Below are 14,180 nucleotides of genomic sequence, written 5' to 3' on the forward strand. Positions count from 1 at the left end.
GAAACATCCATAATTAAAATTTCTAAACAAACGAGAATGATAATTGTGGATGTTCCTTATGAACTTTTAAAAACAAAAAGATGAAAAGCAATATATATATATTATTTGCTCTGGTATTTCTATTTCAAGTAAACACCTCGTTCTCCCAGGGTTGTGAAGGAGATGACCCCACAACAAATGATTCAACAAGTACTAAAAGTGTCAAGATATTTGGATACATTCAACCTCAATTTGATTATAATTTTGATGGTGGCGACAATAAAAACACTTTCAAGTTTAAGCGCGCTAGACTAGGCGTAAGAGGTAATATTCAAAAGGATTTTTCATACTATTTCATGCTTGAAGCTAGTCCATTTATTGGTGGTGACGACCAAGAAGATGCTTATCTAATGGATGCTTTTATTTCTTATACCAAATATAATTGGGCTAAAGTTTCTGTTGGTACATTTAAACAACCTTTTAGTTTAGATGTGGCTACACCTTGTCATAGTTTAACAACAATTGAAAGATCTATTGTTGCTGACCAAATTGTAGCCCCTCAAAGAGATTTCGGTCTCATGCTATTAGGTGGTAACAATTACACTAAACTAAACTATTGGCTTGCCATAATGAACGGTAGAGGATTAAAAATGGTAGATAATAATACAAAAAAAGATATTATTGGTAGAGCTACTTACAAATTAACCGGTTTCTTAACAGTTGGTGGTAGTTTTAGATATGGTTATCCAAAACTTAATAATAACGAAGAAGAACGCACATCTTTTGGAGGAGAATTATTGGTTGAATTGGATAAGTTAAAAATACAAAGTGAATTTATTCATGATGAAGGAGCTTACCAACCAGGTGCTGGTGGTGGGTGCGGAGTAGACCCTATCGATCTCGATGGCTTAACATCAGAAGGTGCATACATTATGGCATCCTATAATGTAAATGAAAAACTTCAACCTGTATTTAAATATGAATATTTTGATCCAAACACAGAACTTAAAAACAATATTGATTACCTAGAACGAATGACTTTAGGTGTCAATTATTTCTTTAATGAAAAAGTAAGGTTCCAATTAAATTATTTGGCTAACATTGAAACCGTTGTTAATGTAGATAACGATGTTCTTTTAGCCCAAATGCAGATAAAATTCTAGTTTAACATTTGTTTTCTTTTTATTAGTTACTTTTTGGTTTTTAAGGTTGAACCCTCTAGCTTTTGTTAGGGGGTTTTCCTTTATAATTGATTATCTTTGTTAATAAACACCTACAAATGTTTTAAAAGTGAATAGTCAAGAAATTTTAAACCAAAAACTTAATAATTGTTATTCTGATATTTTTGAAAAAGAATTAATGGATGAAATTGTTAAAGTAGGTCATTTTGATAAAATTGAAAGTGGTAAACTATTAATTGACATAGGGAGTGATATGACCCATATCCCCCTAATTCTGGAAGGCGTTGTAAAAATCATTAGGAAGAAAAAAAATGGAGAGGAAATAGTTCTTTATTTTTTGGAAAAAGGTAGCACCTGCGCCATTTCATTTGTAAACTGTATCAATCATGAAAAAAGCATATTCAAAGGAGTTGTAGAAACTACTATCGAAGCTATTTTTTTACCTGTTGAATTTATTGACCAATGGTTAGCCAAATATAAATCTTGGCGCCATTTTATTATTGACAGTTACCATTTTAGATTATTAGAAATGGTCGAATCCATTGATGGCTTAGCATTTATGAAAATGCATCAACGGTTATTAAAATACTTAACTGATAAAGTTAAAATAAACAACAATGTTGATTTAAAAATAACCCATCAAGAAATTGCAGATGATTTAAATACTTCTAGAGTTGTGATTTCAAGAATAATAAAACAATTACATGATGAAAACAAAATCTATTCAACTAGAAATAAAATTAGAGTTCTAGAGCTTTTTGAGTAATTCACTTTGTTTTTCACGCACAATACTTTCCAATAATTTCAACTAATTTAAAACGAAATCGTTATATTTGCTGAGACATAACGAAACATAAATGATTAGTATAAAAGAAGCTATAACTTCAGTTAAATTAAACGTTAAACCACTTTTAAAAGCAACCACCAAATCGGTCGAGAAAGCAGGTGGTTATTTCTTATTTGAAGACATATTTTCTCCTATAAACATGCCGCCTTTCAGACAATCTGCCATGGATGGCTATGCTTTGAATTTACATCATAACTTAGCATACAAATTAATTGGAGAAGTAAAGGCTGGAGATGGCCATCAACCTGTTTTGAAAAAAGGAGAAGCTGTTAGAATATTTACAGGTGCACCAGTTCCTGATACCGCTAATGCGATAATGATGCAGGAAAAGGTAAAGTCAGATGGTAACCTTATAAATATAGAACATGAAATATCGTTAGAGCATAACATTCGTCCTTTTGGCGAACAGGTTAAAGCGGGAGATATTGCCTTAAAAAAAGGCACCAAATTAACTCCTGCTGCTATTGGGTATTTAATCTCATTAGGCATAACAGAAGTTTCAGTATTTAGCAAACCAAATATTGCCATTATTACCACGGGTAATGAATTGATTGAAGCGGGACAAGAATTATCCTACGGAAAGATTTACGAAAGCAATTCAAAAATGCTTTTGAGCGCGCTTTACAATTTAAAATTCTATGATGTAACCTTGCACAAAGTTGAAGATGATTACAGTAAAACTGTTAAAAAACTAAATGACGTTATAAATGAAAATGATTTAGTTCTCATTACAGGCGGTATTTCTGTTGGCGATTACGATTTTGTTGGAAAAGCACTTAAAGAGCTACAAGTTGAAGAACAATTTTATAAAGTAAAACAGAAACCCGGAAAACCATTATTCTACGGAAAAAAAGCAGGTACTCAAATTTTTGCTTTACCAGGAAACCCTGCTGCTGCCCTATCTTGTTTTTATGTTTATGTCTATATCGCATTGCAAAAAATGATGAATCGTGATGCATTAGAATTACCTCGCACTGAAGCAAAATCAACATCACATTATGAAAAAAAAGGTGATAGAGCACAATTTCTAAAAGCTATTTTTAAAAATGGCGAAGTTGAAATTTTAGAAGGACAAAATTCCTCTATGTTACAAACTTTTGCACTTTCTAATGCTTTGGTTTATGCTCCTGAAACGGTTTCAAAAATTAAAATAGGAGATATAACTGAAGTTATTCTATTACCTGTTTAAAAAATTATTATGGGATACAAAATAAAAAGTCGCATATGGATTGAATCTGAAGACAATGTACTTCTAGGTGAAGGTCGTGTGCATTTATTAAAAGCAATTGAAGAAACAGGCTCATTGTCCAAAGCCGCTAAATCACTGAATATATCATATAAAAAAGCGTGGCAATTGTTGGACTCTGTAAATAAGTCAGCTAAAAAGCCTGTAACCATAAATAGCATTGGTGGTAAAGGTGGCGGAGGTGCAGAATTAACAGAATATGGTAAATCCTTAGTTGCAGCTTTCGATGAAATCAATAAAAATTGTTGGGCGTTTTTAGACAAGCAACTGGAGAAGATTGAACGGATATAAAATAAAAAACAGGGTCTCCTCGAGCGCAGTCGAGAGGCTAGATTATCAAACTATAAATAATTAGTTAGGTCTCGACTGCGCTCGACCAGACATATAAACAACTTTAAATACTTAAGCGCACTTTAGACACTTATAACTTTTTTATGTTACAAAACGAAAACATATACCTCTTTTTATTAATCTTACCGATAGTCTCGTTTCTGTATTCTAGCGTGGGACATGGTGGTGCCAGTGGTTATTTAGCGTTAATGGCGCTCTTTTCCTTTGCTCCAGAAAGCATGAAACCCACTGCCCTATTGCTTAATATATTTGTTGCTGGTATTTCGTTTTTCTATTATTACAAAGCAGGATTTTTTAATAAAAATTTGTTTTTAGTGTTCGCAATAGCCTCGGTTCCTTTAGCATATATTGGCGGCACCATAGAAGTGGATGCGTCTATTTATAAAAAGATTTTGGCCGTTTTGCTCATTTTTGCCATTTTGAAAATGCTAAATGTTTTTGGTAAAGAAAATGACAATATCAAACAAATTAAACTTTATCAAGGGCTAATCGTTGGAGGCGTTATCGGATTCTTTTCAGGACTAATTGGCATAGGAGGCGGTATTATTCTAACACCTGTCATTCTTTTACTCCATTGGGGCAAAATGAAAGAGGCCGCAGCAGTTTCGGCACTTTTTATTTGGGTAAATTCCGCAGCTGGTTTAGTAGGTCAATTAAGCAGTGGAGTAACCATTGAAAAAGAATCATTTTTATTGGTAGCCATTGCCTTAGTTGGAGGAGTTTTAGGGGGGTATTACGGAAGTAAAAAAATAAACAATCAACGTTTACGATATATGTTAGCCTTTGTATTAATCATAGCCTGTGCTAAACTCATGTTCACCTAAATGACAAATAAAAAAGACATAACAGGCATTGTTTTGGCGGGAGGCAAAAGCTCGCGTATGGGCACTGATAAAGGTTTTCTGCTTTTAAACGAAAAACCTTTTATGCAATATAGTATCGATGCATTAAAACCTTTAGTATCTGAAATAATTATTGTTTCAGATAATCCTAAGTATGACGTATTCGGATTAAAACGTGTAAATGACCTAACAAAAAATGCCGGTCCAGTGGCAGGAATTTGCTCTGGATTAGAAGCATCAAAAACCGAGTATAACTTTATTTTGAGTTGCGATATTCCTTTGATTAATTCTGAAATCCTTCAAAAACTAATCGATAATATGGATGCTACGTCTCAAATCATTCAAATTGAAAGCCATGGTAAAAGCATGCCATTAATAGCCATATATAAGAAAGATGTAATAAACACTTTTAATGCTTTTTTGAAAAACGATGAAAGACGTTTACGGGTTGCTATTAAGAGTTGTATATCAAAAAGCATCAAATTAGAAAAAGAACAGGAGTTTTCAACAATGAACGTGAATACTCAAAACGAATTAAAAGCCATTGAAAATGCATATAAACATTAAATATTTTGGTCAAATATCCGAAGTCACTCAGACAGATGAAGAATCTTTAGAATTTTCAGGTAGCTTAGTTTCTGAATTATTAGAAACACTTAATGAGAAATATGATAAGCTTAAAAACAAAGATTTTCAAGTTGCACAAAATCAAGAATTAGTATCAACCGAAACTAAATTAACAGGTGGTGATATTGCTTTATTACCTCCTTTTGCTGGTGGTTAAACACATGAACTTTGTCATTTCGACCTTAAGGGAGAAATCACATAATATTAGAAATAATTTACTTTATGAGATACCTCAATCGTACCTCATTTCGATATGGCAAATTAGAACGTTTTATAATTTCGAATAAAAACACAGATGATAGCAAAAGGTTCATTACAAAGTTACTTAGAGCGTTATAAAAATATAGAATGACAAACAGATACAACAGACATATCATATTATCAGAAATCGGGCAAGTTGGGCAAGACAAGATTTCTAACACCAAAGTATTAGTTATTGGTGCTGGTGGTTTAGGCTGTCCTATTTTACAATATCTTACTGCTGCGGGTGTTGGCACTATTGGTATTATCGATTTTGATGTGGTTGAATTATCCAATTTACAGCGTCAAGTTCTGTTTGGAACGTCAACTTTAGGCAAAAACAAAGCTATTGCTGCCAAAGAGCGTTTAGAAGATTTAAATAGTGCCATTTCAATCATCGCTTACGGGAAAAAACTAACACATCAAAACGCCATCAACCTATTTAATCAATATGATATCATAGTTGATGGTTCCGATAATTTTGAAACACGCTATTTAGTAAACGATGCAAGTATCATAACAAACAAACCTTTGGTATTTGGTGCTATCTATAAATTTGAAGGACAGGTTTCTGTGTTTAATTATAACAACAGTCCGAGCTACCGTTGTTTGTTCCCTAATCCACCAGAAAAGGATAGCGTTCCAAATTGTTCAGAAATTGGTGTTTTGGGTGTGCTTCCTGGAATTATTGGAAGTATGCAAGCCAATGAAGTTTTGAAAATTATTTTAGGCGTCGGCAATGTACTTTCAGGAAAACTGCTCTGCTATAATGCTTTAACTTCTAATATGTCAACATTAAAAATTAATAGAAATGAACTGATTGTTCAATCCGTTTTAAAGGACAAAGAAAACTTCCATAAAAAAGAGATGGATTTTAATTGTGAAGTTCAAGTGAATTCTGTTTCAATTGAAACTTTTTTATCCGAAGAAAACATCCAATTTATTGATGTTAGAGAAGCACATGAACAGCCAAAAATTGAAAATTCATCAATTACCTATATTCCTTTAAGTGAATTAGAAAATAATTTAGACAGAATAGATAAAACGAAAAAGAAAGCTATTTTTTGCCAATCAGGAATACGAAGTAAACGTGCTGTAGAAATATTACAGAAACTAGATATTCAAAACTGTTTCAGTATTACCGAAGGGACTTTAGAAATAATAAAACATATAAATAACCGTCATTGCGATGGAGGAACGACAGAAGTAATCTGTTCAAAATAAAAAGATTGCTTCGTACCTCGCAATGACATATAAATGTACACATGAAAGATAAAAAACCAAAAAGTGTTTTCAAAGAAGGTGCCATAACCTCAGAATTTATAGGGAATTCCATTTATAAACATCAAACAAAAACAAGTATTGGTGCGCATAACATTTTCTTAGGTCAGGTAAGAGCTGATGAAATCGATGGCAAAACAGTTTCAGCTATTGAATATACCGCTTATGAAGATATGGCAAACCAAAAATTTCATGAGATTCGTGAATCCGCTTTTGAAAAATTCGATTTAACCTGTATGCACATCTACCACAGCTTAGGAACAGTAAAACCTGGAGAAATATGCCTATTTGTATTTGTATCATCACCAAGACGCAAAGTGGTTTTTAAAGCTTTAGAATATATTGTTGAAGCTATAAAAGCAGATGTTCCTGTATTTGGGAAAGAGATTTTTGAAGATAGTTCTCACCAGTGGAAAGCAAACTCTTAAAATGTATTTTGTTTAGCTGTTAGTCGTTAAGTCGAAAACACCTAAACAACAAACAACTAAAAAACGAACAATAAAATGGTCGATATCACACAAAAAGTAACCACATTAAGAACCGCAGTGGCTCAAGCTATTGTAAAGGTTAGTAAACCAGAAACAATTACTGCTATTCAAAACGATACTGTTCCAAAAGGAAACGTATTTGCTATGAGTAAAGCAGCAGGACTACTAGGGGTAAAACGTACTCCCGATATTTTGCCTGATTGCCACCCCTTACCTATCGAATTTACTGGTATAGAATATAAAGTTGACGGACTAAACATTACAGTCATTTTTACAGTAAAAACCATTTACAAAACAGGCGTTGAAGTTGAAGCGATGCATGGTGCAAGCATAGTGGCTCTAAACATGTACGACATGCTAAAACCTATCGATAAAGGTATTGAGATACATGAAATTAAACTGCTAAACAAAAAAGGTGGAAAATCAGATTTTAGAGATAAATTCAGAAAAGATTTAAGAGCTGCTGTGGTGGTTTGTAGCGATACTATTTCTGCTGGTCACAAAGAAGACCGAGCAGGAAAAGCCATTATTAAAAAATTGGAGGAATGTGATGTTAAAATTTCGGAATATGTGATTATTCCAGATGAAGTTGAAGATATTCAACGAAAAGCAAAATCTTATCAAGAACAAGGATTTGATATGATTATTTACACGGGTGGCACAGGACTTTCAGGGCGCGATGTAACTCCAGAAGCACTTTTACCAATACTAGATAGACGCATTCCAGGCATTGAAGAAGCTATTAGAAACTACGGACAAGACCGTATGCCTTATGCGATGCTTTCTAGAAGTGTTGCAGGAACCATAAACAGTACATTGGTTTTGGCCTTGCCAGGTTCAACAAACGGCGCCAAAGAATCTATGGATGCCATATTCCCATCTGTATTACATATTTTCAGAATTTTAAAAGGTGCGAGACACGATTAATGAAAAACGATAAAAACATATTACAAGACACACACGGTAGAGACCATACCTATCTTCGTATTTCATTAATTGAGCGTTGTAATTTACGCTGTACGTATTGTATGCCTGAGGAAGGCGTGAAATTAACTCCAAAAAGTCATTTAATGACCTATGAAGAAATTTACGAAATCGCTAAAACATTTGTAGATAATGGTGTTACTAAAATTAGACTGACTGGTGGCGAACCTTTAATTAGAAAAGACATTCCTATTATTTTAGAAAAACTAGCAACACTTCCTGTTGAATTATCTATCACTTCTAACGCTGTGATTATTGATAAATTTATTGATGTATTAAAAAAATATAATGTCAATAAAATTAACGTCAGTTTAGATTCTTTGGACGAAGGCAAATTTAAACATATCACAAGGCGCCATGAGTTTAAAAAGGTTTATGATAATATATTATTATTAGTTAAAGAAGGCTTCACTGTAAAAGTGAATGCGGTGTTAATGAAAGGTTTTAATGATAACGAAATTATCGATTTTATAAACTTCACCAAAAATTCACCAATCTCCGTTCGGTTTATAGAATTTATGCCTTTTGATGGTAATAAATGGGATATGAGTAAAATGGTATCGTATGCTGAAGTGATGGATTATGTGAATACCGCTTTCGCGGAAAAGGACATTGAACGCTTAGCAGACGCACCAAACGACACCGCTAAAAACTATAAAATAAAAGGCTACAAGGGCAGTTTCGCTATTATTAGCTCAGTAACCAATCCGTTTTGCGATTCTTGTAACAGACTGCGCTTAACAGCAAACGGTCAACTTAAAAACTGCTTGTTCTCTTCTGGAGAATCGGATTTACTCACGACCCTAAGAGCTGGAAAATCGATTGAACCTGTTATCCAAAAAGCAGTACAAGCCAAATTAAAAGTCCGTGGCGGTATGGATACTTTAAAGAAATTGCAAGAACCAAAATTGCATAATAACAATAGGAGTATGATTACGATTGGGGGGTAATCTAGCCCTGATAGAAACGGCATCCTTTTTTGAGGCACGAGAAAAAGGTATAGTGAATAGCAGGTTCCAGCTCCAAAAAAAATTAATTATGCTTTACCAAAACCTTTTTTTCAAAACTACTTTTTGGTGCTTCGCAAAGTGAGCATTCATAATCTGATGGTAAACTTTCAAAAGATGTATTTGGAGGTATATTTTGCGTAACATCGCCATAAACTTCGTTATAAACGGTCATACATTCTGAACACTGATACACGTCTTCTTCGGTAGTTTCCATATTAGAAACCTGAACGTCTTCCTCTTCTTTTTCTGTTCCTAATTGTTCAAAATACAACTGACTTAATTCCATTAACAAACCTGGAAGCTCAACCTTATCTACATCTTGAACATGCATGAAATATTGGCGTGTATTTGGGTCGAAATTCTTGGCGTACAACAAGTTATAAGTGTCCCTTATTTTGAAATCGCTTATAGACTCTGGTTGCCTGTTTTTTTCAACAACTATAGATGTAAAGTTGTATGTGTCGCTATCATAACTTTTAATTCCAAACGTTAAACCATATGTACTAATATCATTTTGGTCGAAATTGGTAACCAAGTACTTTTTTAAGCTTAGGGCTTCTTTATCATTTACGGGCAAATGCCAATTCATTTCCAACATGGAGTGACGCACATTAATACCAAATTTCCCCAAAAACTTTTCCCATTTTAATTTTGAATGTAACGGGATACCTTTTACAATAAAAGATTTCCATGGCGTAATGGATATTTTACCAATTTTATTTTCTGAACACAAATCGCACATGGCTTTTAAAAATGGAATATCATATCTATTATTCCGCCAATATAAACCTAACCAATAGCGGTCTGTACCTATTCTGTTCATCCCTTCGTAATACGGAAAGGGATAAAAAGGCACTTCTAAAGATTTGTCTACCGTTCTGTTATTTGTATCAACAGCATCACTCACTAAATCAAAAACCGTTTCGATAGTTTCTGGTTCTTCAATTAAAATATTTTCAATAGCCAATTCTATCTTACCCATATCCCAACTATAGATAAGTGCGGGATACATTTTTGTTTTTTTCCAACCTGGTAGTCTCAAATATAAATACCAGTAATCCTCATGTTTTGATGCAATAAAATTAACGTTTCCTGTAAATAAAGGCACTAAACGCTGTTTGGGGTCTATAACATTTATGCGAAGTTTTGGATTGTGCTTAAACTGTTCTAAAACATATAAGTATCGGTCGCTGGTAAGCCATGAGGTGCTTGGTAAAATTTCGGCAGAAACATAGGATGATGCTATATTTTCTACACCATCACGTTTAGGTTTTACAAACTGAATTTTATCAAACTGACTAAATTTGGTTTCATCAATTTCTTCAGGAAAAATAATATCTTGACGAGAGCCAAACGATATGGCATCCAACCCCAAACCCTCAGCAGCTTCACAAATGTATTTTAATTCTCCGGGTGATAACACACCACCGTTAATCATTAATCTATATGGCTCTATCATTATGCTAACACTTTAGAATTATGAAGTATTTCCCTAACTTCAGTTTTACAACTACCACAGCCCAAACCTGCGCCTGTTTTATTGCAAAGTTCTGTAAAATCAGTACAGCCTTGTGCAATGGCCTCTTGAACATTACCTTCGCCAACTTGACTACAAGAACACACTAGTTTTCCCAACACAGGAACATCGTTTGATGCCCCTCGAAGTAATGTGTTTCTTTTATCGGCCATTTCAATCTTGCTTTCAATCATGGTTTTAAATTCGGCAAATTCGTTTTTATCACCCATTAAAACTGCACCTATTAGTAAATCATCTTTTACGATACACTTTTTATAGTAGCGTTTTTTTATGTCTGTAAAAATAATTTCTTCGTAGCTATCATCATTATCGGGTACATTTATTTCACCTATACTACACAGGTTCAAGTCATTAAATTTTAGAATATTCATGAGTACCGAACCGCTATAAGCACAACTAATATCGCCCGCTATAAAGTTTGCCAAAATATTGGCTTGCTCTTCTGCCGCCGATGTAATCCCAAACAATTGATTGTTATATTCTGCGATTTCTCCAATGGCAAAAATATCGGGATGCGACGATTGCAAATGCTGATTTACTTTTACCCCTCTACTGCATGCTATACCGTTTTCTCGAGCAATTTCAATATTTGGAATCGTACCAATGGCATACACAATGGCATTGGCATTGATGAGCTTTCCACTTTTTAGCGTGATGTTTAATTCGCCTGTGTCTTCATCATCAAACACGGTGCTCACTTCATTATCAAAGTAAATTTGAATGCCTCGTTCTTGAACATCAAGGGCCAATAATTTACTCGAAACTTTATCTAACTGACGCTCCATTAATCGTGACGCCCTTTGAACAATCGTGATTTTAGCGTTCTTATGTTTCATGGCCGCAGCCAGTTCCAAGCCTAACAATCCACCACCGACAATAACCACATGTTGTTCTTCTGGAGGCAATCCGGTAGCATCTAAATAGCCCTTAAATCTATCGGCATCACTTTTATTGCGCATGGTAAAACGCCCTGGAAAATTTATTTGAACGTCTCTTGGAATAAAGGCACGACTACCCGTGGCTAAAATCAATTTATTAAAGTTATGGGTCTCTCCATTACTATCGATAACTACTTTGTTTTCTTTATCAATTTTTGAAATCTGCGTTTCAGGATGTAAATGAATATTAAGTTTTTTTAGCTCTCTTTCCTTAATTTTTAAAAGTTGTTCCCAATTTAATTCTTCTGTAACATACTCAGGCAATAATACCCTGTTGTAAAATAAATTAGGTTCTTTTGAAAATACATGAATTTCATCAACTTCATTATATTCCCTATAATTTTGAACAAATCGAAACGCCGCAGCACCAGCACCAACAATAATGATTTTTTCTATTGGTTTTTTATATTTTGAAACCGCAACACGTGTGAATTTAAAATCGGGTTCTTTTGATGTGGGATCTACATGGGTATTGGTTAAATTATTTGCTCTATTTAAGGTGCTTTGCAATTGTTTCCCCCAATGCATGGGCAGAAATACAACGCCTTTTTTTATGGTTTCCGTAATTTTAGCACGCACCCTTACCACACCGTTTTCACTTTTTATCTCGGTAATATCGCCATCCTTAATTTTATTCAAATAAGCATCTACAGGATGAATTTCCAAAACAGGAGTGGGGTAATGTGTTTTTAAACGCGATACCTTACCTGTTTTGGTCATGGTGTGCCATTGGTCACGAACTCTTCCCGTGGTTAATATAAGCGGAAAATCTGCATTGGGTTGTACCGATGTGTTTTCAGTGGTACTCGGTAAATTAAACTGTGCTTTTTGAGACGGTGTGTAAAACTTTTTATCTTCAAATAAACGAGGTGTTCCTTGATGTCTGTACTCTGGCACAGGCCACTGAAACGTACCCTCATTTTTTAATCTATCATAATTTAAAAAAGACACATCAATATTTGTGCCTTTGGTCATGGATGCATATTCATCATAGATTTCTTCAGAAGAATTAAAATTAAATCCTCTAAAACCCATGCGCTGAGCAAAATCACAAAAGATTTCAACATCTGGTCGTGCTTCTCCCGGAGCATCTATTTCTTTAGGTAAATATGAAATTCGCCTTTCAGAATTTGTCATCGTACCTTCTTTTTCCAACCAACCTGCTGCTGGCAACACTAAATCTGCAAAAGCTACGGTATCCGATTTATGCGAAATCTCTTGAACCACAACAAACTTTGCGTTTTTCATGGCTTTTTCAACACGGTTCAAATTTGGTAAACTCACCAATGGGTTTGTACAGGCTATCCAAACGGCTTTTAGCTTTCCGCTTTCAAGAGCATCAAACATTTCGGTAGCGGTTAATCCTGGTTTGGGGCTGATCTTATCGACTCCCCAAAACTGAGCCACTTCTCTTCTATGTTCTTCGTTAGCTAAATCTTTATGTACTGCCAATAAATTTGCCATCCCTCCAACTTCGCGACCGCCCATGGCATTGGGTTGGCCTGTTAAAGAAAAAGGACCCGCACCTGGTTTTCCAACCTGTCCAGTAATTAGTGATAGATTTAGAAGTGATACATTTTTATCTGTACCTACAACACTTTGGTTAAGCCCCATAGCCCACATACTGATAAAGCCTTTTGAAAGCCCTATAATATCTGCTGCTTTTCTAATTTCTTTTTCTGGAACACCACAAAGTTTTGATGCTTGTTTTAAAGAAGTTTTAAAAATTAAATCTTTATAGTTTTGAAAGCCTTCGGTATGGTTTTTAATAAAATCTTCATCGATTAAACCTCTTTTATAAAGGCATCTTCCAATGGCATTATATAAAATAACATCGGTTCCTGGTAGTAATTGCAAATGAATATCTGCGAAATTAGCAGAATCTGTTTTTCTTGGGTCAATCACTATAACTTTAACATTTGGATTTTCCTCTTTACGCTTTTCAATACGTCTAAATAAAATAGGGTGACACCACGCAGGATTTGCTCCAGTGATTAAAAATGTATCAGCTAACTCAATATCTTGATATGAAATTGGCACACTATCTTCCCCAAAGGTTTTCTTATATCCAACCACAGCAGAACTCATGCATAAACGGGAGTTCGTATCAATATTATTAGTACCAATAAATCCTTTGGTAAGCTTATTAGCAATGTAATATTCTTCTGTCAAACTCTGACCAGACACATAAAACGCTACACTATCTGGTCCGTGTTTTTTTATGATGGATTTAAAAACGCTTGCTGCTCTATCCAAAGCATCATCCCAACTTACACGTTCACGAGGATGTGAACGGCTCCAACGCATTTCTGGATATAGAATCCTATCGGAAGTATCATTAGCAACATAATGCAGATTCATTCCTTTAGAACACAGCATCCCTTTGTTAACTGGATGATCTTTATCGCCCTCAACAAAAACGGTATTGTTGGCGTCTTTTTTAACAATAATACCACAACCTACACCACAATACGAACACGTTGTTTTTACTTCGTTTTTAATCATTTAGACCAACATTTATTACTAAATAAGACAATATTTAAATACCAAACAAACTCCGATTTTATTATTCTGAATACCTTAAAAAACGGACTTTAAATTTTTATATTGATAAAAAAGGTATCTATAA

Annotated in this window: 13 protein-coding genes; 11 read left to right on the forward strand and 2 right to left on the reverse strand. The window is 34.3% G+C overall.

All coding sequences use genetic code 11. The annotated features are described in order from the left end of the window. The first annotated feature begins 80 nt into the window (after positions 1-80). The 11 genes from ABD935_RS13240 (at position 81) to moaA (ending at position 9,016) form a co-directional block, all read left to right on the forward strand. Positions 81-1,142, forward strand: coding sequence for a porin (locus tag ABD935_RS13240; RefSeq protein ID WP_345192665.1), 1,062 nt, complete (start codon positions 81-83; stop codon positions 1,140-1,142). 127 nt (positions 1,143-1,269) lie between these two features. Then, positions 1,270-1,926, forward strand: a complete 657-nt coding sequence (locus tag ABD935_RS13245) for a Crp/Fnr family transcriptional regulator (protein WP_345192667.1) — start codon at positions 1,270-1,272, stop codon at positions 1,924-1,926. 91 nt (positions 1,927-2,017) lie between these two features. Further along, positions 2,018-3,196 carry a molybdopterin molybdotransferase MoeA gene (locus tag ABD935_RS13250; RefSeq protein WP_345192669.1) on the forward strand — a complete coding sequence of 393 codons (1,179 nt, stop codon included), beginning with the start codon at positions 2,018-2,020 and terminating at the stop codon, positions 3,194-3,196. 9 nt (positions 3,197-3,205) lie between these two features. After that, positions 3,206-3,544 (forward strand): winged helix-turn-helix domain-containing protein, encoded by a 339-nt coding sequence (locus ABD935_RS13255; RefSeq protein ID WP_345192671.1) that lies wholly within the window; start codon positions 3,206-3,208, stop codon positions 3,542-3,544. A 143-nt stretch (positions 3,545-3,687) separates the two neighbouring features. Next, the gene (locus ABD935_RS13260) at positions 3,688-4,428 is read left to right on the forward strand and encodes a sulfite exporter TauE/SafE family protein (RefSeq protein ID WP_345192673.1); all 741 of its coding nucleotides are present in this window, start codon (positions 3,688-3,690) and stop codon (positions 4,426-4,428) included. Beyond that, the gene (gene mobA / locus ABD935_RS13265; protein WP_345192675.1) at positions 4,429-5,013 is read left to right on the forward strand and encodes a molybdenum cofactor guanylyltransferase; all 585 of its coding nucleotides are present in this window, start codon (positions 4,429-4,431) and stop codon (positions 5,011-5,013) included. Beyond that, positions 4,997-5,230 (forward strand): MoaD/ThiS family protein, encoded by a 234-nt coding sequence (locus ABD935_RS13270; protein ID WP_345192677.1) that lies wholly within the window; start codon positions 4,997-4,999, stop codon positions 5,228-5,230. The genes mobA and ABD935_RS13270 overlap by 17 nt, the downstream gene beginning before the upstream one ends. Before the next feature lie 191 nt (positions 5,231-5,421). Next, on the forward strand, positions 5,422-6,537 hold the full coding sequence (gene moeB, locus ABD935_RS13275) for a molybdopterin-synthase adenylyltransferase MoeB (RefSeq protein ID WP_345192680.1): 1,116 nt from the start codon (positions 5,422-5,424) through the stop codon (positions 6,535-6,537). A gap of 41 nt (positions 6,538-6,578) precedes the next feature. Beyond that, entirely contained in the window at positions 6,579-7,022 is a 444-nt protein-coding gene (locus ABD935_RS13280; RefSeq protein WP_345192682.1) for a molybdenum cofactor biosynthesis protein MoaE, read from the forward strand. A gap of 75 nt (positions 7,023-7,097) precedes the next feature. After that, complete coding sequence (gene moaCB, locus ABD935_RS13285; RefSeq protein WP_345192684.1) at positions 7,098-8,009, forward strand: bifunctional molybdenum cofactor biosynthesis protein MoaC/MoaB; 912 nt, start codon at positions 7,098-7,100, stop codon at positions 8,007-8,009. Beyond that, positions 8,009-9,016, forward strand: coding sequence for a GTP 3',8-cyclase MoaA (gene moaA / locus ABD935_RS13290; RefSeq protein WP_345192686.1), 1,008 nt, complete (start codon positions 8,009-8,011; stop codon positions 9,014-9,016). Before moaCB ends, moaA begins: the two co-directional genes overlap by 1 nt. Before the next feature lie 82 nt (positions 9,017-9,098). Here the strand turns inward: moaA and ABD935_RS13295 are convergent, their stop codons facing one another. After that, complete coding sequence (locus ABD935_RS13295) at positions 9,099-10,535, reverse strand: rubredoxin (protein ID WP_345192688.1); 1,437 nt, start codon at positions 10,533-10,535, stop codon at positions 9,099-9,101. Next, positions 10,535-14,056: a molybdopterin-dependent oxidoreductase gene (locus ABD935_RS13300; protein ID WP_345192690.1), complete on the reverse strand. Its 3,522-nt coding sequence runs from the start codon at positions 14,054-14,056 to the stop codon at positions 10,535-10,537. The genes ABD935_RS13295 and ABD935_RS13300 overlap by 1 nt, the downstream gene beginning before the upstream one ends. Between the last annotated feature and the right edge of the window lie 124 nt (positions 14,057-14,180).

The organism is Algibacter agarivorans (assembly GCF_039543245.1).
In the GTDB taxonomy this organism is placed as follows: domain Bacteria; phylum Bacteroidota; class Bacteroidia; order Flavobacteriales; family Flavobacteriaceae; genus Algibacter_G; species Algibacter_G agarivorans.